Origin of the sequence: Sphaerospermopsis torques-reginae ITEP-024 (assembly GCF_019598945.1) — a bacterium.
Lineage (GTDB): Bacteria > Cyanobacteriota > Cyanobacteriia > Cyanobacteriales > Nostocaceae > Sphaerospermopsis.
The window spans coordinates 3,895,870-3,918,467 of sequence record NZ_CP080598.1 but is presented as its reverse complement, the minus strand read 5'-3'; the positions used below and the strand labels follow the sequence as shown (position 1 = coordinate 3,918,467).

The following is a 22,598-nucleotide window of genomic DNA, read 5'->3' as shown; positions in this document are numbered from 1 at the left end:
GAGGTGAGTGCAAAGATGACCAATGCCGAAACGAATTAGTGTAGCCACACATCTGAGTATTGAAGAGTTAGAAAAACGTTACCGTCAAGCTAAAGACGGGATAGAAAGCCGTCAGTACCAGATTATTTGGTTAGTAGCGCAAGGCAAAAAAACGGAAGAAATCGAGGAAATCACAGGCTACAGCAGAACATGGATGTACGCATTGGTAAAAAGATACAACGAGTTAGGGATCGAAGGATTAGGCGATCGTAGACAGTTAAACCAAGGTACACAGCCGCTAGTAGATGATATCCAGCAGGCACATTTATGGCAAGCGTTACAAGAAAAAGCACCAGATGGAGGATTATGGAATGGGAGAAAGGTAGCAGATTGGTTGAGTGAAGTCACAGGAACAAAGATAAGCAGACAGAGGGGATGGGAAATATTGCGGCAGATGACTTTCAGGCTCAGAGTACCCCGTCCGTCTCATACAAAAAGCGACCCTTTTGAACAACAAGCCTGGAAAAAAAAATTGCTACAGAAGTAGAACAACTGCAAACCAGCTACCCAGATGCGGAAATTCAGTTGTGGTGCGAAGATGAACATCGCTTGGGACTTAAACCAGTTTTACGACGAGTTTATGTACCAGAAGGAGAACAACCAATTGCTGATGTGAATTGGCGGTTTAAATGGCTATGGTTGTATGCTTTTGTACATCCTAAAACTGGAGAAACCTATTGGTGGATTCTTCCTTATGTGAACACAGAGCTATTCAATCAGGTTTTAGCCGATTTTGCTCAAGAATTTGGCTTAGGTGCTAATAAACGTATTCTTTTAGCCGTTGACCAAGCCGGATGGCATACCAGTAAGAGTTTACAGATTCCCGAAGGGCTGCATTTAACATTATTACCATCTCACTCACCTGAATTACAACCCGCAGAAAGGCTTTGGACTTTGGTGGACGAACCAATTGCTAATCAATCTTTTGAGACACTCGATGATTTAGAGGATGTCTTATTTCATCGGTGTCAATCTTTACTCCAACAGCCTGATTTAATTCGTGGTTTGACGGGTTTTCATTGGTGGTTGCAAACTGGCGCTTAATCGTAAGTCATTACCCGGACATGATATTATATGTAAATTCTTAATCAATAAGTTAATCATAATCCTGTAAATCCTTTAATCCTGGAAATCCTGATTCAGACAATTAAAGTTTACAACTTTTAGCCGTTACTGCATCCACCTGCATTTGCAAATTATTAAGATAATTATAATTAATAAACCTCCCGGAATCATCCGATAAAATTAATAATTGAGGCGGTTTAATTTGCACAAATTGCGGTGCAAGTTGCGCTACAGTTTCTATAGGTATCCCCCAACTAGAATTAACTATCATATCCTGCACAGGTTTACAAGGTTGTGAACCATCAATATATAAATCTGGTGCTTCCCATAAGGGGTTTTTGTGTAAACCATTAATACCCACTAATTCACCTTGAATATTCAACACTGGTCCCCCACTCATGCCTTTATTAATATCATTGCTATATCCCAGTTGATAACTTCCCTCTAAAGGTTTATCAAGCACTAGAGATACATTTCCTTTAGTGAAAATTATCTCTTTGCTTTCGCTGGTAAACCCATTGACAAAAACTTCATCTCCTACGGTTAACCTAGATGAATTTCCCATAGTGGCAATTTGATAAATTTGTTCAGAACTAAATTGTAATAATCCTAAATCATGATCTCCAAATTTCACAATTTGGGAAATTTTAGCTGGATAAATTCTACCATCAGGAGTTTGAATTTGATACGGTGGATCAGCAGCATTCAATACATGATCGTTGGTGATAACAGTATAAATTTCTCCTTGTTTTTTGATCAGTGTTCCTGTTCCTAAAAAACCATTCGAGAGAATTTTCACTGTGATCAATTTTCCTGTTTGTTTTACCTGATGATCTGACAATTGACTGCTATCAGATGACGGTAAAAATCTTGTTTGTTGTGCTGAAAGAGAAATAACTACTCCTCCTAAACAAGTGACAAAAAACAGTGTAAAATTAATTCCTGACAGTAGATATTTACCAATCATTGTTCTATGAAAATTATAGGTAATACATTTTAATCTTCTTCCTCTAAAATTTCATTCAGGTTGATATAAACTTCCCCATCTTCATAAAACGCTGTTGTGCTATTACTTAATGGTACAGGTCTTGCACCAGCAGCACCTCGACGAAAATAGTTAATTTGTTTCAAAACTCTACCAGGATCAGTACCAGGTTTAAGAGTAACTACCACATCTTCTTTTAAGCAATTACCACGCACTCGATCAACTATACACAATACAGGATAACCATTAATATTCTTTTTCGATGCGAGATAGGGCATCATTTGATTATCGTAGTATCTCTGTAATCTGTTGCTAACTATTTGACAGCGTTCTTTTGGTGACTTAATAAAAGAGTTACTAACCCACAGTAACATAGGTTCTTCACCGCGACCTGTACGAACACGGGTAATAGGGTGTTTTCCACTGGTGTCACACCTATATTTTTGACCTGCGTAACTGGGTTGTTGTAAGATTAAGGCTATTAGGGAAGCAATAGATGACCCTAAAAGTATTTGTGACAGTAGTTTGAGTTGCATAAGTTTGTGACTAAACCCTGAAGGTAAAATTGATGGATAAGTCTATTTGGGGAGATTAATTATATTATATCGCAGTATAATTTTGTTTGTGTGAAAATACCTTAAAGTTTTCTCACGGATGTTTTCAGTATTAGTCTTATCTTGTGCTATCATCAGTGACTTGATTCAGGTGCGATCGCTCATCAACAAAAAAAATAGGCGATCGCACAAAATTAACCCTATTTTCCTATCATTCAACTGTCACCGACTTAGCCAAATTACGAGGTTGATCCACATCTAAACCTCGCCGTGCCGCAATATGATAAGCTAACAATTGTAACGGAATTACTGTGAGAATAGGCGAAAGAATTTCCTCCACTTCTGAAACAGGAATTAAATCATTAAAAATTTCCGCCGCTTCCCCATCATTTACAGATGTCACTCCTATTAACCGTGAATCTCTTGCTTTCGCTTCTTGGGCATTAGAAATCACCTTTTCATATACACTACCAGGCATAGCGATCGCCACTACCGGAACTTTATTATCTAATAATGCGATCGGTCCATGTTTCATCTCTCCTGCTGGATATCCTTCCGCATGAATATAGCTAATTTCCTTTAACTTTAAAGCCCCTTCTAACGCAATAGGAAAATTAATTCCCCTCCCCACAAAAATGAAATCTTTTGTTTCTGTAAACTCATGCACTAACTGTTCAATATACTTTTCTTGCGTCTCTAAAATCGCCTCAATTTCTATCGGTAACTGCCTTAAACCAGCAATAATTTCTGTTAACCTTTCAGAAGAAATTGTTTGCCGACGATAAGCTAAATCTAAAGCTAAACCATAAAACGCCATCAACTGAGCGATAAAAGTTTTCGTCGCGGCCACACCAATTTCAATCCCCCCATGAGTATTAATAATATTACCCACCATTTGCCCCAAACTACTTTCCGGGCGGTTAGTAATCCCTAAAAGTCGCGCTTGATACTTGGACTCTTTTCCTTGTCTGCGGTCTTTTTCCATACTTAAAGCTGCTAAAGTATCCGCAGTTTCCCCTGATTGAGTCACTCCAATAGTTAAAGTATTAGCAGTTAAAGGTGCTGGTGCATAACGAAATTCAGAAGCATATTGTACTTGAGTCGGAATATCTGCCAATTGTTCTAATAAATACTTACCTACCAACGCCGCGTGCCAACTTGTACCACAAGCAACAATTTGAATTTGTTCTAAATCTGCGTAAAATTCCCCTGGTAAATTCAAAGTAACAGGAGTTTCCCCACTTCCCGGAAAATAAGCTTCTAAACAAGCTCTAACTACACCCGGTTGCTCATAAATCTCCTTGAGCATGAAGTGTTTAAATCCCTGCTTTTCCACCATAATGGGATTCCAATTCAAAGTGCGGGGATGCTTCTTTAAACGATTTCCAGCAAAGTTGTACACCTCAACCCCCAAAGGAGTCAAACGGGCAATTTCCCCATTTTCTAGGGGCAATACAGCGCGGGTATGGGGAACAATTGCCGGGGTATCCGAAGCACAGAAAAACTCACCTTGTCCAAAACCAATTACTAAAGGCGCTTGCTGACGGACTACAATCAATTCATCCGGGTAGTCAGCAGAAATAACTGCGATCGCATAAGCCCCTTCTAACTTTTGCACGGCTTCCCGCACCGCTTCTAAAAACACAGAAGCAGAATTACTATCTTCAGGAATATGCTTTAAACATTCAGCGATGAGATGGGGAATAACTTCTGTATCTGTGTCTGAACGAAATTCATGACCTAATGCTTTTAAATGTTCCCGCAATTCACGATAATTCTCAATAATTCCATTCTGCACCACCGCTATCCGCAAAGCAGTATCCTGATGGGGATGGGCATTATATTCTTCAGGTTTACCATGAGTTGCCCAACGAGTATGACCAATACCAATTTGAGCCTGGTTTTCTACTTGTTCGAGTTTAGAACGCAAATTTAGTAATTTTCCCTTAGCCCGCACGCATTGAATATCACCTTCCAATATAGTAGCAATACCCGCCGAATCATAACCTCTATACTCTAACTTTTCTAGTCCAGATAATAAAATATCTGTCGCCGCCTGAGTTCCTATATATCCCACAATTCCACACATTTTTTATACTACTCCGGTTATTAGTTAACAATTATCAGTTAACAGTTATGACTATAAAGCGGTAATTATATCAAATCAAAAGGCAGGGGTAATGGGTAATGGGTAATTGGTAATTGGTAATTGGTAATTAAAAAAAACTCTTTACTGTCACCTGTCACCTAAAATTAAGTGCTGAAAACTGAGAGAAGAAGCAAGAATCATGTTAGGTGATGGATTTCTTGTTTCTCCCTAGCTCAGTCCTCAGCACTATTTTACTGAGTATTTTAAAATACTAGCAGTGTTAGTATGCTAGACCCATGCTGCGAGTTGTTTCAGCACCCAAATAAACGCGGATGCTCAAAAAATCGGTGGGGCAAGCTGTTTCACAGCGTTTGCAGCCTACGCAGTCTTCTGTGCGGGGTGAAGATGCCACTTGAGCAGCTTTACAGCCATCCCAGGGAACCATCTCTAAAACGTCAGTGGGACAAGCGCGGACGCATTGGGTGCAGCCGATGCAGGTATCGTAGATTTTTACGGTATGAGACATTGAAAAAACTGCTCCTTTCGAGTTCTCTTCTTTGGGAAGGAATCATAATCAACGCATAGTTTACCGCAGTGCTGGATGGGCTGTAAGTAAAAGGCTACATAACTTCAAACAATTTAATAAGCCCTATGAACATTTTATTTGCCAAAATCGCTGCTATTCAGCTTTAATCAGCAACATGGGCATCAAGTGTTTACTCTATTGACTGTCTCCAAATATGGCAAATTGTAAAGATGTGTAAATTTAAATTCAATTTCTCTTGGTTATCTATAGTACCTATAAATTGGTCGCTGGTAACTCTCAAGTTCCATCAATTTGTTAAGAAGTATTAACTAATCAGATACAAAAATACACAAATTTAAATGCGCTGCAATTTTATAGCAATCATCAAATATGTTATGGTTTTTTGACTTATTTTACGTAATATTACTGGAGGATAAGATCAAAATTTTATCTCAGGAGATCAAGGAGTCAGGAGAAAGAACTATAGCAAAGTAGGAATTGTGCTTCGCTATCTATCTCTGTTACACTTCAAAAGAAATTGTTAAATTTTTTATTAAGATGCAAATTGCTCAAAAATATAGTAAATCATTAATGATAATCCAGCCCTAGTACAACACGGCGTAAATAAACCAACCATTCTAAATCTCCGACAATCCTATGCTGTCTTGGTTTTGACTTTTGACTTTTGACTTCCGCGAAGCGGTACTAGTCACCTATGGTAGAGGTTAATTCACCGATTACGATACCATTTTTAATAATGTAAATCCCATCACATAAACTGATTATGCAGCCAGACTCTTTACCAACTGAGTTGATTTTAACAAACCCGCGTCAGTCTCTTGGTAGATTACAACTTGATTGGACACCCCAACCAGGAAACTATGTTGATTTTGAAGGTAAAACCTATGCAGTATTAGAGCGTCGTCATAGGTATCAGTTTAAAGCAGGGCGCTACCGCTTACATAATATCGCTATTTATGTCCAAAAAGCTAAACGACCATCAGAAAAAAGTTTAGTAGCTGGACGTTGGGTTATAGGTGATGCTAGTTGTGATTACAATGCTCATTCAGAAATCATCCGCTGTGCAGTCAACCCAGATGGTCCTTGTGAGTCTTGTCGGTTCTATGAAAACTTAGGTGACAGGTGACAGGTGACACTAATAAGGCAAGAGGCAAGAGGCAAAAGTTTATTCTTCCCAATTACCAATTACCCATTACCCATTACCAATTACCAATTACCCATTACCCATTACCCATTACCTCCCCTATACTTAAACGAGTACCATTAACAAAGTCCCATCCTGACTGAAGCTTTTTACCTGTTGGTTGTAATTCTCTTAACCATAACAACCCTTCCCCAGTTTGAACAATTGCTCCTATACCTTTGGCAATGTTTACTACTTCACCAGGTTGGGCAGATACAGTTGACAAATCTGGTAGATTGTGTATTTTATCTCGAAATTGTTCTGGGAGTTCTTGAATATAAGCACGTTCAAGAGGAACTGTAGCAGTAATTTTCAAAGGTTGATTGCGAAAGGTTGTGACGCAGTTAGGATACAAACCTCTAATTTGATTATGTAATTCAATGGCACTTTTTGACCAGTCCAGATTATAATCATCTTTTTGAATCAAAGACGCATAAGTGGCCAGAGAATTATCCTGGGGAATAGGTGTAATTTCCTGGCGTTCCAATTTTAGTAAAGTTTCCACTAATAAATCTGCACCTATAACCGCTAACTGCTCGGCTAAAATTTGGGCATTGTCCAGTAAACCAATCGGTATACTTGCTTTTAGGAGCATATCTCCTGTATCCATGCCCGCATCCATTAACATGGTCGTGATACCAGTGTCTTTTTCACCGTTATAGATACACCACTGAATAGGAGCAGCCCCCCGATATTGGGGTAAAATCGAACCATGTACATTAATGCAACCAAACTTGGGCATATTTAAGATTTTTTTAGACAAAATTTGTCCATAAGCAACCACTACAAACGCATTCGCATCTAATTTTTGTAGTTGGTTTAAAGTTTCAGCATCTTTTTTAACTCTCTCAGGTTGCCATACTGGGAGATTGTGAGCATTAGCAAGTGTTTTGACAGGAGAAGGTGTCAGTTTACTCCCACGTTCCCGGCGTTTATCTGGTTGGGTGACAACTGCTAAAACTTGAAAATTTGGGTGATGCAGTAATTTTTCCAGAGTGGGAACAGCAAACTGGGGAGTACCAAAAAATACAACTTTCATGAGGAATTTGTTGCGAGTTTTTAGCTAGGATTTACTAGTTAATAGTAAATGCGTCACGAATCTCTGACAACAGATAGCCCGTAACTAACCAAATCACAATCACCATGAAAAAACTTCAAGCAATTTTGCTATGAGGATATTAAATTTTCGCTATTTAATGGTAAAGTGTTGATTATAGGTGCTACAAAAAATTCCTGAATAAAATACTATGCCTTGGCAAGCAGGTTAGCTGAGATCAATTAGTGATTGTATCTAATGTTTGTCGGTATACATATTCTTGTTTGTCGGTATACATATTCTGTTTTGTGTCACGGTGCGACAATTCAGCATCTACTCACCCTATTTTTTATATGACAATGAACAAAATTCATCTGTTTTACAGTTGATACTTTCCAATAGATATTGTATTTGTTGGCAAGGGAATTTATGAATTTGGTAGAGTAGATGGTGAAGGTTTTGATGTTTACCAGAATGCGCCAGAATATTCAAGGAATAAATCAGTTTTAGATAGATACTTTGGAATCGTATCGGAGTGAGAACTGTGATAAAAGATTATACAAAGGTTTAACTGAGTTTAATGAGTTAGCTCTTGCTAAAACATTTTTATCAGAATATAGCAGAAGGCTGTCTTGCTGGAGGCAGGAGGTGAAACACCTTTGCTGCTTGAGTGTTGGTTTTTCAGTTTGTACCTGATAGACTTGTCATCTGCTGTAAATGAATTGAAGCACTAAAATTAGTTACCTAACAGCCTAGTTTCTATCCTTTTACAACCTACCTATATTTAGTTATAGGTGTATTTTATTAAACCTCAGTATAGGCATATTTGATGCATAAATATAATGACAGAGAAATCGACAATTAAAAATTTCGGTATTCATTGTGATTATATTGACCTAAAAATATAAACAATTAAAGGAATGTAAAGGTGTGAACAATTATGAGGAAAGTTTTGTAAATTGATGCAAAATTTGTGAAAATAATTTTGTTAGAGCTTCTAGTTTGTTGTTATACATATAATTATAGCTTTTCCTCTTCTCCCATAGACATTGCTCCTCACACAGCCACCGCCCCTTAGAGAGTCGACTCATGCTGAAATCCCTTTTGCTATCAGGATGGTTTCGCGTACAACCATGTTTTAAGTACGTTATCGTTTTTATATTAATTGCTCCCTTCGTAGGGGTATCAATTCACTCTAGCGTAGCCAAACAATCACAATTAAAAGTAGGAAAAATTACCACAGAAATGGGAAAATCTGATATAAATTCCCCAGAAAAGAGTATAGCTAGGGAAAAAGATTTAAACACAGGTGAAGTCAAATCCTTAGAAGCAAAATTTGGGAATTTGGTATCAGAAAACAAGCCTGTGAGTCAAGGAAGACAACAATTACAGCCTCATCAAGCTGAGAAAATTGATTCTGGGGTAAGACAAGAAAAAAACCAACAGTCCATTAATATCATTGCTGTGAGCGATAACTTGGTGGTAGTTAAACAGGGAAATGTAGCAAATATACCTGTTAGTCAGACTGATTTAATCCAGAGATTAAAAGATGCTAAAAACCAGGCTTTAAGGGGTGAAGTAAATTATGTAGCCAGTGAGAGTTTGGATAATCAAGTATTAAGAACAGCTACAAGTACATCCAATATTGGAGAATCAAAACCTTCCAAAATTACGGAAATACCTGTAGATGAACAACAAAATCAGTTTGATGGAGTACCAGAAGATCCCATAAATAGTCCTCATCCAATTCCTTGGAAATGGATCATGACGACTCAAGAAGTTATAGGTGGTAAAGGAGGTTCTGGAGTGCGGCACTACCGGAGTATACCAGTAGTTTCTCCTGATGGTAGATATGCAGTTTATAGTCGAGTGCAACTAGAAGTACAACCGGAAATGCACAACAGCCGAGTTACCAGCTTGTTGTTTATTGAAGATAGACAAACTAAGAAATTGCGGGTGCTGGCTACAACTGCGGACGTGAGTGATCCTTTGCTGCAACAAACAGTGATAACAGAACAAACTGATAGTCAAGGGAAAATAGGGGTGTTAGTTCCGGTTAGCTGGTCCCAAAAAGGCGATCGCTTTTTAGCCCGCAAATTTGTAGGTATGTTCAACACAGCAGACCTGACAGATCATGCAGTAATTTGGGATCGGCAAGAAAATCAGACTCAAACCGTTGCTCCCGCCCAAGCTGAAGATGACCATGAGAAAATTGCCATATTATTAGGTTGGAGTAAAAAACAACCTGATCATGTGCTATTCCGTGCCGGTGAACTAGGGGAAGAAAATTGGCCTTTGGTACAAGTTGCCAGTGATGGCAAAACTATCAATGTCAGCAACGACGGTGATCAACCTGTGAGGTTTGGGACAAGAGATAGACAGGTTTGGGCAGAACCTCAAGTTGCTTCCAGATAATAGTTAGTCAGGAGTCAGGAGGTCTTAATTTTGGATTTTGGATTTTGGATTTTGGATTGTGTTTGGTTGACTCCAATCTAAAATCTAAAATCTAAAATCTAAAATCTACAATTTTCTTTCCCTGTTTTAAGCTGATTTAAAAAATCTAATAATTTCCCGCACATGATCCAGAAATTGCCCATCAGTAGAAAGTTGAGCGATCGCATTTCTGGCTTCTCGTGATAGTCGTTCATGTTCAGTGTGGTTTGTCGCCTTTAATTCTTCTAAACTAGCGACAATACGCGCTAATTCTCGACGGGTTTCTTCACTAAACCTTTGGTTATTTGCTACTAAAGAATAAGGTTGTTCTGGGTTAAGTTGATCTTCTAAAGATTGGACTTTTTGCTCTATTTCAGCAAAACGGTTACGCAGTTCCAAAATATCTTCACGAGGATAAGTAAACGCTTGACGAATCATTGTTAACCGAGCATATAAATATTCATAGGCGCTAATAGCTGGACGCAGTAAAGTTAATAACAAAGCTGCACCAGAACTGATATATCCCACAGCACTAATACCAGTAGCAGCCAAAATATAAAGAGCGACGGCTGAAACTAAGTGTAAAGCAATAGCCAACCAGAGCGATCGCTTGGCTAAAACCTTGACATAATTAACTTGTTTTTCATCTACAGGAATATTTTTTGCTATTGATTCTGCCGCTTCAGCTAAAACTTCCTTAGCTTGAAAATGGACATTCCAAGGAACTGTCACAATCACCAATAACCACCAAAAGCTCGCACCTCCAATGATCCAATCAAGAAAATTACCTGCGGGTATATGGAACCATTGTAAAACACCAAAAGCTACTAGGAATGTAACTACAATTCCTACAACAGAACTGATAAAAAAGTTTAAATACATTCTTCTTTGTTTCCAATAAAACTGTTACCTCCATCATGTTCACAAGTTCCTAGTTATACCCAAAACATTGTGCTGGTTTTTCTACTAGCACATCATCATCAAAATAAATCAAAAGTCAAAATTGATGATAAACCTTCTAGCATCAGCTTGATAAAATGTGAATATTTGTGGAAATCAACCACCCAAACCAGAAAAATTCAACTCAGCATTTTATGTATTTCTTGCCCATCATTAATGGAGACTTGACAATTAATTGAACGGGATATAGGCTATGATTATTGCGGGCGTTTAATGCGAACCTTTTTATATCAATCAAAAATTAAACCCCTCAAAGTCAGTCAAAACTTCAGCATCTTGGTAAGTTCGTTTTGGTAAGTTCGTTCGGGTGTCATCGGGAAAAACCCCAAGTCTGAATAGACATGGATTTTATTAGTATGCAGTTGTGGTTAAATGAACTGAATAGAATCAGGGTTTAATTTGCAAAGAATTGAACCTAGATTATTCATATACCTACTGCAATTTATATCAACATCAACTCTGGCTAGTTACAGTACAGAGCAATTTCCTTACGCAGATTAACAGCAGGATTCCTATGATTCTGACTGGTCAAATCAACTCTGTCTGTTTACAGAACAGACTAACTTTTTAATGCAGATTAACAGCAAAAATCTACAAACTGCTGGCAATTACCGCTATCACATCAGATGAGTAAATGACATAGCAGTAGCAGCAGTTAGCAAAAATTGGCACAACCAAAAATATTACAGAATTATGAGCGAAAAAGTTTTTGAATTTTCCAGACTTAATGGCACAGAAGGTTTTACCATCATCAATGGTAATGAAGATGATGATCATTTAGGCTACTCAGTTAGCAATACGGGAGATATTAACGGTGACGGTATTAATGACATAATTATTGGCGCTTTTCTCGATGATCCCAAAGATGTAGCTAATGCTGGTAGCACTTATGTAGTTTTTGGTACTAAACAAGGGTTTCCTGCAACCATAGATATCTCTACTCTCAATGGCATCAACGGCTTTACTCTAATTGGGAGTATAGAAGGTGAGGCATCAGGCCGTGCTGTTAGTGCATCTGGAGACATTAATGGCGACGGTATCGACGACCTAATCATCGGCGCACCATTTGCGGATATAAATGGTCAAAATACTGGCAGAGCTTATGTAGTCTTTGGTCAAAAAAGTTTCAGTTCCACCCCCACCATCAACCTCTCCACTTTGAATGGTGGTAACGGCTTTGCTATCAACGGTCTGAATGCAGAAGACCTGCTAGGCCATACAGTCAGCAACATCGGAGACTTTAACAAAGATGGCTTTGATGATGTAATTATCACCGCTCCCAATGCCTTCACAGAACCCAACGGTCAGCCGGGAAAAGCTTACGTCATCTTTGGTAAGAGTAACTTTGATTCCTTCGTTGACCTCTCCAGTCTTAACGGTAGCAACGGCTTTGTCATCAATGGATTGAGTGTTGGTGACTACTTAGGTTTTAGTACCAGCAGTGCTGGAGATGTGAATAAGGACGGTATTAATGACCTGATTATTGGCGCACATTTAGCCGCCCCTCATGGTAGTGGATCTGGGCAAGCATACGTATTATTTGGTAGAGAGGGAGGATTTTCACCAACCTTTGACCTCTCCAGTCTTAACGGTAGCAACGGCTTTATCATCAACGGACAAGATGATAATCAATTAGGTTTCTCTGTTAGCAGTGCAGGAGACATTAACGGAGATGGTATTGATGACGTAATTGTTGGCGCTCCCTTTGCAAATCAGGGTAATATAACTCATCCTGGAATCACTTATGTCATTTTTGGTCAAAATGGTGACTTTGATCCCATTATTGATCCAACCACCTTTAATGGTAATGATGGTTTTGCTATCAAAGGCATCAATGAATTTGACAACTCCGGTTGGGTTGTTAGTGGAATAGGAGACATCAGTGGTGATGGTCTGGATGACCTCCTTGTTACTGTCAGCAATTCAAGTCCCAATGGACTGTTTTCTGGACAGAGCTATGTAATATTTGGCAGGAATAACTTTACTTCAGTCATCAGCCTGGCGGAGATTGATGGTACTAATGGTTTTGTCATTAACGGTAAATCTGAATGGGATAATTTAGGTGTCTCAGTAAGTAAAGGAGGAGATATCAACGGTGATGGTGTCAGTGATTTAGTTGTTAGCGCACCGCTTTCCGGCGCTGATACTGGGGAAGCTTACGTAATTTTTGGTATCAACAGCGCCCCTACAGATGTGTTACTGAGTAACAACACCATTGATGAGAACGTTGCGGCTGAAACAGTAATTGGCAAATTTACCACCGTTGATCCTAATGTAAAAGTTCAGAAGTTCACCTACACCCTAGCGCCTGGTGTTGCTGATAATGATGCTTTTATCATTGATGGTGATCAACTCAAAATTAAGGTCTCTCCAAACTTTGAAGCCAAATCAAGTTATGTGATCCGAGTCATAACTACAGATCAAGGGGGACTATCTTACGAGAAAGAATTGACTATCAATGTTAATGACATTGATGAAACAATAGAAAACCCTGGTGAAAACCCCGGTGAAAACCCTGGTGAAAACCCTGGTGAAAACCCCGGTGAAAACCCTGGTGAAAATCCCGGTGAAAATCCTGGTGAAAATCCTGGTGAAAACCTTGGTGAAAACCTTGGTGAAAATCCTACAAACGGAGGAATTTCTTCCCTTCAGCTAATCAATGTTAGTGGTGATATCTTTAGACTTGTAGGAAATACTAATAAAGTCACACTTCAAGTTTCACCACCAAGTAAGATTTCTACATCTGTCTATGAAATCGGATTATTTACCGTTGATGATACTGATGGAACAATTGATGATATCAAACCTGGTGAAGCTGGATATTCTGAAGCTGCATTGTCCAGAAGTAAAGTAATTTACTCAGTTATATCTAATCTTCCTAACCAATTTGATATTAGCAGTATCAATAGATTATTAGGATTTGATCAAACCAGTGTTAATTTCAGATTCTATGCAGTAGAGAACGGAACAACTGACTCTATAAAAACTGGAATTACTTCTATTGAGAACTTCAATATTCTTCAATCCACAGATGTCCAGATTACAAACTTAGGTGCTAATAATTTCTCTCTTGCTTGGAAGGATCTGATTGTCAATATTAATCCTACAGAGAATACTTTACCGTTAGGTACAAGTTTACAAAATAGTTCACAAGGAGAAAATCTTGATTTACGCAATGTAACTGGTTCAGTAAACGCTGAGTTTACAGTCTATCGAGAAGCAGCATTTGATAATTATATCGGCTTCTATAAAGTTGTTGATGAAAATGGTGGAATAGATATTGATGGTAATGGTACTGCTGATATTCTGCCTGGACAAGCTGGTTATACTCAAGCTGCGGTGAATCAGCATTTAAGCAATTTTGGTTTGACTGTTGGTAATGGACAAAAAGCGACTTTTACCGGCACTTTAGAAGGTGGTCATATCTACGTACCATTTTTAATTGTCAATGGTAGACCCGATGCTATTCTTGATAGTAATACCAACAATGATCCAGCAGTTTACTTTACATATTTAGGTGCTAACCCTGGTGGTGTAGATCACGTTCGACTGTTGGGAGATAACACCTTTGGCTTTGAAGATTTACCAAATGGGGGAGACTTGGATTACAACGATATGGTTGTTAAAGTTAACTTGTCATCCATAGTTTAGAGATATCAAATATAGAGACGTTTAATGCAACGTCTCTATAATCATGATAAAATTGCTAAATAAATATTAAACTTTTACCTGCTCTTTTGAAGTTTGCAAAATTCTTTTGAGAGAATTTTCTTTGACTATCATGGCAGCGTGATTAATATCTAACCATATCCTTTCTCTTTGAGATGCTTCTGGCCAGTCTTCTAATACTTGATCTACTGGCAACCAAAATAAATGAACCCGGTAAATATTCCCTCGTTTACGATATTTATAAGCACCGATTTTTTCAGTATTCACCTGACCAATCACCCCTGCTTCTTCCCAAGCTTCTTTAGCTGCTGAATCAGGTGGAGTCATCCCTTTGCAAACTCCTCCTTTGGGAATTACCCAACTTTGCCGTTTACGGTTAGTGATTAATAAAACTTCTACTTTTCCATCTCGGACCCGATATGGAATCACTCCTGATTGTTTACAAATTTTATTGGTTTTTCTTCTCATGGGAGTACATTCCTGATAAATTAACCTTTAGATTGTAATTACTGGCATATCTACAAGGCGATCGCTATGGTCATGTTGACAATTTTTACTATATGTCTTTGGTTACATCTTTCACTCTGTTAACTGGTTATTCCGTATAATTTTCCACTAAGTTTGATTATTACTCCTTTTTGATGGTATTTCATATCCAATTAACAGGATAATTATATGGTCATGAAAGCACAGCCTTGAGGGTATTACTCGACTATATTAATTAAAACCAACTCCGTAAAAAAGCCATATTGGCAATAAAATAGTGTCATTATAGTTAGTATCAGTTATGCAAACTAAAACGCCAACATTTTGGTTAATTGAACCAGAAAAACCGCCATTACAGCAGATTATCGCTGGGGGTGTGATTTTGCCAGATGGACAAATTGCGATCGCTCGCTGTTTACCAAATTCTAGTCATGCTACTTTCCCATCTTTCAACTCTTTTCAACAGTTACAAGACAAAAGAGGTAGGCAAATAATATTTAGTCATCATTCCTGAGATGGATATTATATCAAAACTTTTAAGTTAGTGACAAATAAGGATGTTACTGGCATTAGTGGAACTGGTATAGTTGCTGTAGGTTGTTATTTTCAAAGTTTTGGTGGTCTGGCTGTGATGCAATGGTTAACAGAATTTGCTTCAACTGCTTGGTATATTGGCGGTTGGAAATAGAATTAATTCATGGACACAATGGTAAAACTCAAATTGTGATAGATGTTTAAATTCATATAAAATTATATAGGATTGTGATTTGATTTATGAAATCTACCATATTCAAAAATTATGACTAACATAGAAAATTCCAGTGCAGATTTTGTCCTCATAGTTGGTGCAACTGGTGGAGTAGGACAACTTGTAGTTAGCAAACTTTTAGAAAAAGGTTTGTCAGTTCGCATTCTCACACGGGATGCAAACAAAGCTGCAAAAATGTTTAATGACAAAGTAGAAATTTTTGTTGGTGATATCCGCGAACCCAATACCCTCCCACCAGCAATGTTAAATATCACTTCTATTATCTGTTGTACGGGAACTACTGCTTTTCCTTCTGCTAGATGGGAGTTTGATTCATCTGTGAATCCCATTGATTTTGGTTTAGCTTTGTTTGATACTAAATCACTTGAAAATAAAGCTAAAAATACACCTTTAAAAGTTGATTCCCAAGCTGTAAAAAATTTAGTTGCAGCAGCACCGAAAATTTTAAATAGATTGGTGTTTATTTCTTCCTGTGGTATTCTCAGAAAAAATCAGTTTCCTTTTAATATTCTCAACCGTTTTGGTGTGTTGGATGCGAAAAAGGAAGGTGAAGACGCTATCATTAATTCAGGTATTCCCTATACAATTATCCGCCCTGGTAGGTTAATTGATGGCCCTTATACTTCTTATGATTTGAATACTTTACTCAAGGCAAAGACAGAAGGTAAATTAAATGTAGTCTTGGGTAAAGGTGATCAACTTTCTGGTGATGCTAGTCGTATTGATGTAGCTGCTGCTTGTGTGGAAAGTTTGTTTTATTCCAGTGCTGCTAATCAGGTTTTTGAGTTAGTTAATCAAGGAATAAGACCAAATGTAATTGACTGGAAAAAGCTTTTTTATCAATTGATAATTGACAATTGACAATTGATAATTGTTTTATTAAAGGTTTAAAACCTCCCCTTTCAAGGGGAAAAAAACAAAAAAAAATCCGCTTTGTCATTGTCAATTTTTAATTGTTAATTGTCCATTATTGAAATATCCCCAAATCCTTGATTTTTCTGAGACTTTGAGGATATATGGATTCCAATACTGCTCGGTTAAGGATTTTCGTAGGTTGGGTTGAACAAAGTGAAACCCAAAGAACCCTTGTAAATGTTGGGTTATGCCTTCGGCACACTGCGTGTTCACGTAGTGTCCCGAAGGGATACGTTCCTTAAAGCAACCTACATAATTTATTTTTTTGAGCTTAACCGACAAGTATTGATATGGATTCTAGTGTTCAACGAATTTCAAAGAATCTAATCTTCCTAAAACCGCCATATCTTCAGCATCCAATTCTACAGGTATGCCACTACGAATTAGTTCAGAAAAATCTTCATTAGGGACCATAATTGTCAGTGTGTAAAGACGATTTTTACCTGTATTTCTAATCAAATGAATGCCATTTGGTGGAACTAATAAACTATCTCCGGCTTTGATAGGTACTTTTTTTCCATCACAAATTGCAACTCCTTCTCCTTTGAGAATAAAAAACATTTCTACCGCCCATTGATGGCGATTTGGTGGAGTTTGTCCCCCAATATCAAAGATTTCCACACAACAAGTTAAGGAAGTATTTGCAGTTGTGGAATCAAAGATAATTGCTAACCGATTAGTATCACAGGGATTGATACGGTATGCTTGATAATCTTGGGGAGATTTGATAACTGGAATTACACAACTTGTAGTAACCATATATTTGGTAATTTGGTGATTGGTGATTGGTGATCGGTAATTGGTGATTGGTAATTGGTAATTGGTGATTGGGTATTAATCAATCCAAAATCCAAAATCCAAAATCCAAAATCCAAAATCTAAAATCTAAAATCTAAAATCTAAAATTATGCTGACTACTGACTCCTGCTATAATTGCCGATGAATCAGTAACAAAACCAAAGCATTGTTTAACGTTGTACAAAGTTGCTAACCAACAATATTCTGGTGAAGTTGTGGCTGTACAATCTTGGACTAAAATGCAGTCGTATCCTAAAAAATTAGCATCACATAAAGTTGTGAGAACACATTGATCAGCATTGACACCCGCAAATAATATTGTCGTTATTCCCAAGTTTCTGAGAATACTATCTAAGACTGTATCCCAAAACCCACTCATGCGATATTTATCAATGCAAATATCTGTCTCAAGTTGTTCTAATTCCTCTACTACCGCCGCCGCCCAGCTATCTTTCATCAGCACTTTTGCACCGTTTTTAGGTAGGCTATCACCTAATCCTACACCTTCACCGGTGGGATTATAAACATGAAGCAAACCTGCACTAATATTGAGTAAGTCTGGTCTATTTCCCCAATTTAACCAAATTATTGGCACATTAACAGCCCGCAATTGTGGTAATAGTTTTTGTAAAGGTGTAATGGGTTGACGTGCAGGGGTGACATCCACACCGATATGCGCTAACCAACCGTCAGGATGACAGAAATCGTTTTGCATATCAATAATGATAATGGCGGTTTTTGCCAAGTCGATACGCAAAGTTTTGGTTTCTGTTGTTAAAATAATGGGTTGTGGGGTTTTTTGCGGACGAGTAATATCTGCAAAGCTTTCATTGACTTCCCAAGCGTTGGGGTAAAATCCTAGTGTTCGTAAGGGTAGATTCATAATTGTTGACACCCAAGATCATTGATTCTTTTGTAACTTGAAATAATCATAATTGTGCAATTGCTTAATCAACGTTAAAAAAGGTAAAAATCATGAACTTTACTATTAAAAAAGCTTTAATTGCTGTTACAGATGGTTACACAACTTCAGATGTTCAGGTTGTTAATGGTATCATCGCTGCTATTGGTGAAGATTTGGATGTGATTGGTACTGCAATTGACGGTGAAAATAAACTGCTGCTACCTGGTTTTTTCAACGCCCACACCCATTCTTCAGAAAAGTGGCAACGGGGAATAATTCCACCTTTACCTTTAGAATTATGGTTGGCGCATTTGTATGATTTTGCTCCTCTGGATATTGAACAAGTTTATCTCAGCGCCTTGGGAACAGCGGTAGAAACTTTGCTGTCTGGGGGAACAAGTGTTGTAGATCATTTAGTGTTAATTCCTGGTAAAGAGTTAGAAACTATTTCTACTGCTGTTCGTGCTTATCAAGAAATAGGAATTAGGGCTTTTATTGCTCCTTTAATTCAAGATGAATCTTTAACTGCGGGGATGCCAGAAGGTAAATTTTTAGAAAATCATCAACCTTATTTTCGTTCTCCTGCGGAAACTTTAGCAATTATTGAAGAAGCTGTTATTAAGTTTCATCGTCCAGAGGAAGGAATAAATATTTTAGTTGCACCGACGGGGATTCAATTATGTACTGATGCTTTATTTACGGGTTGTATTGAGTTAAGTAACCGCTACAATCTTTGTCGTCATTCGCACTTGTTGGAAACTAAAGCCCAGGAAAAGTTAGCATTAGAAAAATATGGTTGTAGTGCGGTTGAACATTTAAATAATATTGGTTTTTTGCATGAAAAAACCAGTTTAGCTCATTGCGTTTGGTTAACTGATGCTGATATTCAAATTTTGGCAAAAACGAAATCTACTGTTGTTCATAACCCGTTAAGTAATTTGCGTTTAGGTAGTGGTATTGCACCAATTTTAAAATATATTCAAGCAGGGGTAAATGTAACTTTTGGTTGTGATGGTGCTTCTAGTAATGATTCTCAAGATTTATTAGAAGCAATTAAAATAGGTTCTATTTTACATAACGTCACTGATTTTGATTATCAATCCTGGATTACACCACGTCAAGCGGTAGAAATGGCGGCTTTAGGTGGTGCAAAAGGATTAGGAATTGATGAAAAATTGGGTTCTTTAAATGTGGGTAAAAAAGCAGATTTAGTGCTTTATGATTTAACCAGTTTATCTTTGCTTCCTCGGACAGATCCCATTGGTTTATTAGTTTTAGGTCGTCCTGTGAATGTTGTTAATAGTGCTTGGGTAAATGGTAAACAAATTATTGCTAATGGGAACGTGACAACTATTAATGTTGATGAGTTGCGAACAGAATTATTTAACCGTAGTCAGTGGGAAAGTAGAGGAAAATCACCAACTGTAGAACAAATTGAGGTTCATTATCGTCGAGTGATGGGTTTATAGGTGCAATTAAAATTTTAACTCATCTGTAATTTAGCATCCCAACTGCTGACGAGATTCTGGATCATTATTGGGAAAACACAGACCACTAGGGATTTTTTCTGGGACATAACGTATTAAGTTAGGATCTCTTTTTAGCGCCCACCTACTTATTAATTGTCAATTATCAATTATCAATTATCAATTATCAATTGATAATGGTATTATCACTGGGGAAGCATAATTTTAATAATAGTTTCTGCTCCTGGTATACTCTCAATTAAAAACTTTCCTCCATGCAGTTCCACTAACCTCTTAGCAATTGATAATCCCAGTCCAGAACCTTGTTGTTCATACATTTTCCGTTCAAACTGGACATAAGCCCCAACTCTAGAAATTTGCTCTTTGGTCATTCCTCTTCCGTGGTCAATCACATATAAATGATAGGAATTATTACTGCTATACCCGATAATTTTTACTGGTGTATTAGGTAGAGAAAATTTCAAAGCATTATCAATTATTTCCTCAGCAATTTTACTGAGTCTGACAGGAGAAACTTTGACTATTGCATCAGATATTTCTATACTCAAATCTGCTGTTCTATGTGCTTTTTCAGCAATTTGTAAAGCTACATTTTCCATAGTTGATTTGACAAAACTTTTGACTCCATTATTACGAAGCCGTTCCACTTTTTCTGGATCAGATGCTATTAATTCCAAGTCTGCATACATCAGGAAGTTAATAGTTAGTCTATGTAACCTCAGAGCAGCTTGATGAATGGATCCTAAAATTTCCAGATTTTCATGGGAAAGGCTTTCCTCAAGCATCAATAAATTTGATAATCCTAAAATATGATTCAGAGGAGTATTGATTTCATGGGGAAGTGAATGACTGATAGAAATGCTTAAATCATTTAATTTTTTTTGAGTTCGTTCATCTACTATTGCTTGTTTATCCAATCGAGTATTAATTGCTTGTAGTAATTCATCTGGATGAAAAGGCTTAGTTAGGTAATCATCTGCACCAAGTTCCATCCCTCGACGTAAATCTGATTTATCCGCTCTAGCAGTTAAGAAAATTAAAGGAATGGTTGCAGTAGAAAAATCCTGACGAAGTTGAGTTAAGACACTATAGCCATCTAACTCGGGCATCATCAAATCACAAATAATCAAATCAGGATGTTTATCTTTAGCCAATTGCACACCCTGTAAGCCATTTTCTGCAATTAGTGTATCAAAATCTGAGAGTTCTAAAATTTCTTGGATATTGTTTCTGATTTCAACTTCATCTTCAATAATTAAAATGTTTTTCATTTTTTTGTTTCCCTGATATTGGTCAATAAATAATTATTGGAACTCAAATGGCTTAGTTAAATAATCGTCTGCACCCATCCCCATACCTTGACGCAGGTCCTTTAGCGGTGAAAAAATGAACGGAATTTCCGCTGTAGCTGGCTTTTGACGCAATCTTTGGATTAGTTCATATCCATCTAAATTGGGCATCATCCAATCGTAAATAATCATATCCGGTTGATGTTGCTCCGCCATTTGTAATCCTTGCAATCCATCTTCTGCGGTGATGGTAGCAAACCCCTGGATGTCAAGAATTAGCTGGATATTTTCTCGTATTTGAGGCTCATCTTCAATGATCAAAATTGTATTCATATAGATAGATTTGGTAGATGGATTAAAAATAAGGATAACAACTCAGATTGCCTTTTGCTTTAATCTTGATACTTGATTATGACTAATTGTAAGCTATTTGCGCTTCGTGATAAATGAGGAATAACTGACTTAATATAATTTAGCTGATTCTACTGTCCACTTAGAAAGTCTTACCGTAGATATACTTACAGTATATCAGTAGGTTGCAGGGATTGAATATTCAACTTACACAAGTTAGGACTTACGCAATATTGTACTAAAAATATTGTACTAACAACCTGATTCTTGGTTGGGGGTAATTCATGAATTACCCCTACTTTCTTTCTATTTTGCATAAGTCCTGCAACTGTGAATGTGAACAATTTACGAACAATTTACAGTCCCATAATTTTCACATCTTCAACCGGACTAGGGCTAAAAATAATAGAATTAATGACTAATATAATATCTGCCAAAAATGCTTATGAGAATTTCGTTTTTTAGGTTTTTGCTAACTTCTCTGTGGTTGATGGTTGCCTTTTTAGCTACAAATTTGCAAAATAGGAATACAGTTTTAGCGGAAGCACCCCCAGAAGTTTCTCAATTAGTTAATGGTAAACAGATTAATGTTAGTAAATCTGAATTTGGAGTGAGAATAGTAGACTCCCAAGGTAAAGCTAATTTTTTTCCCACCACCAAAGTACCTTTAAAAAAAGGTGATGCTTATGGTTGGAGAATGACACTACAAAATTACCAGGGTAAAGTCAAATGGCGGGAAGTTTTAAGTTTACCAAAAGCCCCAGAAACTTGGGCTACACCGGAGAAAGATGAGAATTTTTCCCTATCTGCGGATGGTAGTACAGCCATCACAACGCGGACGCAAACAGTTAAAAATGGTGTGATTGAAAATTACTGGAAAATAGCTCCTGGTGATCCTCTGGGTAAACACAGAATAGAAGTTTATGTTGATAATCGTCTGATTTCTATTTTTGAATTTGAAACTGTAGAATTTTAGCAAGAGTTTTCTCGTTTTCTCGTTCCCATATTCTGTCTTATCAATTGATAATTGATAATTGAC

19 protein-coding genes and 1 pseudogene are annotated in these 22,598 nt (G+C 37.4%); 9 read left to right on the top strand and 11 right to left on the bottom strand.

Annotated features, from left to right (window positions below):
• Positions 1 to 22 precede the first annotated feature (22 nt).
• Positions 23 to 1,083, top strand: a pseudogene (locus tag K2F26_RS18245) (IS630 family transposase).
• A 103-nt stretch (positions 1,084 to 1,186) separates the two neighbouring features.
• On the opposite strand, the gene K2F26_RS18240 reads toward K2F26_RS18245, so the two are convergent.
• From K2F26_RS18240 to psaC, 4 genes are all read right to left on the bottom strand, one after another.
• Entirely contained in the window at positions 1,187 to 2,071 is an 885-nt protein-coding gene (locus tag K2F26_RS18240; RefSeq protein ID WP_246605412.1) for a S1 family peptidase, read from the bottom strand.
• A 29-nt stretch (positions 2,072 to 2,100) separates the two neighbouring features.
• Positions 2,101 to 2,625 carry a COP23 domain-containing protein gene (locus K2F26_RS18235; protein WP_220608927.1) on the bottom strand — a complete coding sequence of 175 codons (525 nt, stop codon included), beginning with the start codon at positions 2,623 to 2,625 and terminating at the stop codon, positions 2,101 to 2,103.
• A 229-nt stretch (positions 2,626 to 2,854) separates the two neighbouring features.
• Positions 2,855 to 4,732 carry a glutamine--fructose-6-phosphate transaminase (isomerizing) gene (gene glmS / locus K2F26_RS18230; RefSeq protein WP_220608926.1) on the bottom strand — a complete coding sequence of 626 codons (1,878 nt, stop codon included), beginning with the start codon at positions 4,730 to 4,732 and terminating at the stop codon, positions 2,855 to 2,857.
• 280 nt (positions 4,733 to 5,012) lie between these two features.
• Positions 5,013 to 5,258: a photosystem I iron-sulfur center protein PsaC gene (gene psaC, locus K2F26_RS18225; RefSeq protein ID WP_010997613.1), complete on the bottom strand. Its 246-nt coding sequence runs from the start codon at positions 5,256 to 5,258 to the stop codon at positions 5,013 to 5,015.
• A 784-nt stretch (positions 5,259 to 6,042) separates the two neighbouring features.
• Between psaC and K2F26_RS18220 the strand changes: the two genes are divergently transcribed.
• Positions 6,043 to 6,405 (top strand): DUF6464 family protein, encoded by a 363-nt coding sequence (locus K2F26_RS18220; RefSeq protein WP_220608925.1) that lies wholly within the window; start codon positions 6,043 to 6,045, stop codon positions 6,403 to 6,405.
• 94 nt (positions 6,406 to 6,499) lie between these two features.
• Here the strand turns inward: K2F26_RS18220 and fmt are convergent, their stop codons facing one another.
• Complete coding sequence (gene fmt / locus K2F26_RS18215) at positions 6,500 to 7,501, bottom strand: methionyl-tRNA formyltransferase (protein ID WP_220608924.1); 1,002 nt, start codon at positions 7,499 to 7,501, stop codon at positions 6,500 to 6,502.
• A gap of 1,086 nt (positions 7,502 to 8,587) precedes the next feature.
• Between fmt and K2F26_RS18210 the strand changes: the two genes are divergently transcribed.
• Positions 8,588 to 9,913: a hypothetical protein gene (locus tag K2F26_RS18210; protein ID WP_220608923.1), complete on the top strand. Its 1,326-nt coding sequence runs from the start codon at positions 8,588 to 8,590 to the stop codon at positions 9,911 to 9,913.
• A 126-nt stretch (positions 9,914 to 10,039) separates the two neighbouring features.
• Here the strand turns inward: K2F26_RS18210 and K2F26_RS18205 are convergent, their stop codons facing one another.
• Positions 10,040 to 10,813, bottom strand: a complete 774-nt coding sequence (locus K2F26_RS18205; protein ID WP_220608922.1) for a hypothetical protein — start codon at positions 10,811 to 10,813, stop codon at positions 10,040 to 10,042.
• A 771-nt stretch (positions 10,814 to 11,584) separates the two neighbouring features.
• Between K2F26_RS18205 and K2F26_RS18200 the strand changes: the two genes are divergently transcribed.
• Positions 11,585 to 14,542 carry a DUF4114 domain-containing protein gene (locus tag K2F26_RS18200; RefSeq protein WP_220608921.1) on the top strand — a complete coding sequence of 986 codons (2,958 nt, stop codon included), beginning with the start codon at positions 11,585 to 11,587 and terminating at the stop codon, positions 14,540 to 14,542.
• Positions 14,543 to 14,608: 66 nt separating this feature from the next.
• On the opposite strand, the gene K2F26_RS18195 is transcribed toward K2F26_RS18200, so the two are convergent.
• Positions 14,609 to 15,028 (bottom strand): NUDIX hydrolase, encoded by a 420-nt coding sequence (locus tag K2F26_RS18195; RefSeq protein WP_220608920.1) that lies wholly within the window; start codon positions 15,026 to 15,028, stop codon positions 14,609 to 14,611.
• 319 nt (positions 15,029 to 15,347) lie between these two features.
• On the opposite strand from K2F26_RS18195, the gene K2F26_RS18190 reads away from it, so the two are divergent.
• The 3 genes from K2F26_RS18190 (at position 15,348) to K2F26_RS18180 (ending at position 16,676) form a co-directional block, all read left to right on the top strand.
• Positions 15,348 to 15,560: a hypothetical protein gene (locus K2F26_RS18190; RefSeq protein WP_220608919.1), complete on the top strand. Its 213-nt coding sequence runs from the start codon at positions 15,348 to 15,350 to the stop codon at positions 15,558 to 15,560.
• A gap of 12 nt (positions 15,561 to 15,572) precedes the next feature.
• Positions 15,573 to 15,734, top strand: coding sequence for a hypothetical protein (locus K2F26_RS18185; protein ID WP_496560035.1), 162 nt, complete (start codon positions 15,573 to 15,575; stop codon positions 15,732 to 15,734).
• Between the two features lie 111 nt (positions 15,735 to 15,845).
• Positions 15,846 to 16,676, top strand: coding sequence for an SDR family oxidoreductase (locus K2F26_RS18180; protein WP_220608917.1), 831 nt, complete (start codon positions 15,846 to 15,848; stop codon positions 16,674 to 16,676).
• 351 nt (positions 16,677 to 17,027) lie between these two features.
• Here the strand turns inward: K2F26_RS18180 and K2F26_RS18175 are convergent, their stop codons facing one another.
• Positions 17,028 to 17,489, bottom strand: a complete 462-nt coding sequence (locus tag K2F26_RS18175) for a cupin domain-containing protein (protein ID WP_220611938.1) — start codon at positions 17,487 to 17,489, stop codon at positions 17,028 to 17,030.
• Between the two features lie 133 nt (positions 17,490 to 17,622).
• Positions 17,623 to 18,411 (bottom strand): cysteine hydrolase family protein, encoded by a 789-nt coding sequence (locus K2F26_RS18170; RefSeq protein WP_220608916.1) that lies wholly within the window; start codon positions 18,409 to 18,411, stop codon positions 17,623 to 17,625.
• Between the two features lie 92 nt (positions 18,412 to 18,503).
• Here K2F26_RS18170 and K2F26_RS18165 point away from each other — a divergent pair, with 92 nt between their 5' ends.
• On the top strand, positions 18,504 to 19,901 hold the full coding sequence (locus K2F26_RS18165; protein ID WP_220608915.1) for an amidohydrolase: 1,398 nt from the start codon (positions 18,504 to 18,506) through the stop codon (positions 19,899 to 19,901).
• Positions 19,902 to 20,104: 203 nt separating this feature from the next.
• Here K2F26_RS18165 and K2F26_RS18160 read toward each other — a convergent pair whose 3' ends face one another.
• Together K2F26_RS18160 and K2F26_RS18155 are read right to left on the bottom strand one after the other, a co-directional pair.
• Positions 20,105 to 21,190 (bottom strand): hybrid sensor histidine kinase/response regulator, encoded by a 1,086-nt coding sequence (locus tag K2F26_RS18160; protein ID WP_220608914.1) that lies wholly within the window; start codon positions 21,188 to 21,190, stop codon positions 20,105 to 20,107.
• A gap of 33 nt (positions 21,191 to 21,223) precedes the next feature.
• Positions 21,224 to 21,541 carry a response regulator transcription factor gene (locus K2F26_RS18155; RefSeq protein ID WP_220608913.1) on the bottom strand — a complete coding sequence of 106 codons (318 nt, stop codon included), beginning with the start codon at positions 21,539 to 21,541 and terminating at the stop codon, positions 21,224 to 21,226.
• 463 nt (positions 21,542 to 22,004) lie between these two features.
• Here K2F26_RS18155 and K2F26_RS18150 point away from each other — a divergent pair, with 463 nt between their 5' ends.
• Positions 22,005 to 22,535, top strand: a complete 531-nt coding sequence (locus tag K2F26_RS18150; protein WP_194055303.1) for a PM0630 family protein — start codon at positions 22,005 to 22,007, stop codon at positions 22,533 to 22,535.
• The last annotated feature ends 63 nt before the right edge of the window (positions 22,536 to 22,598 follow it).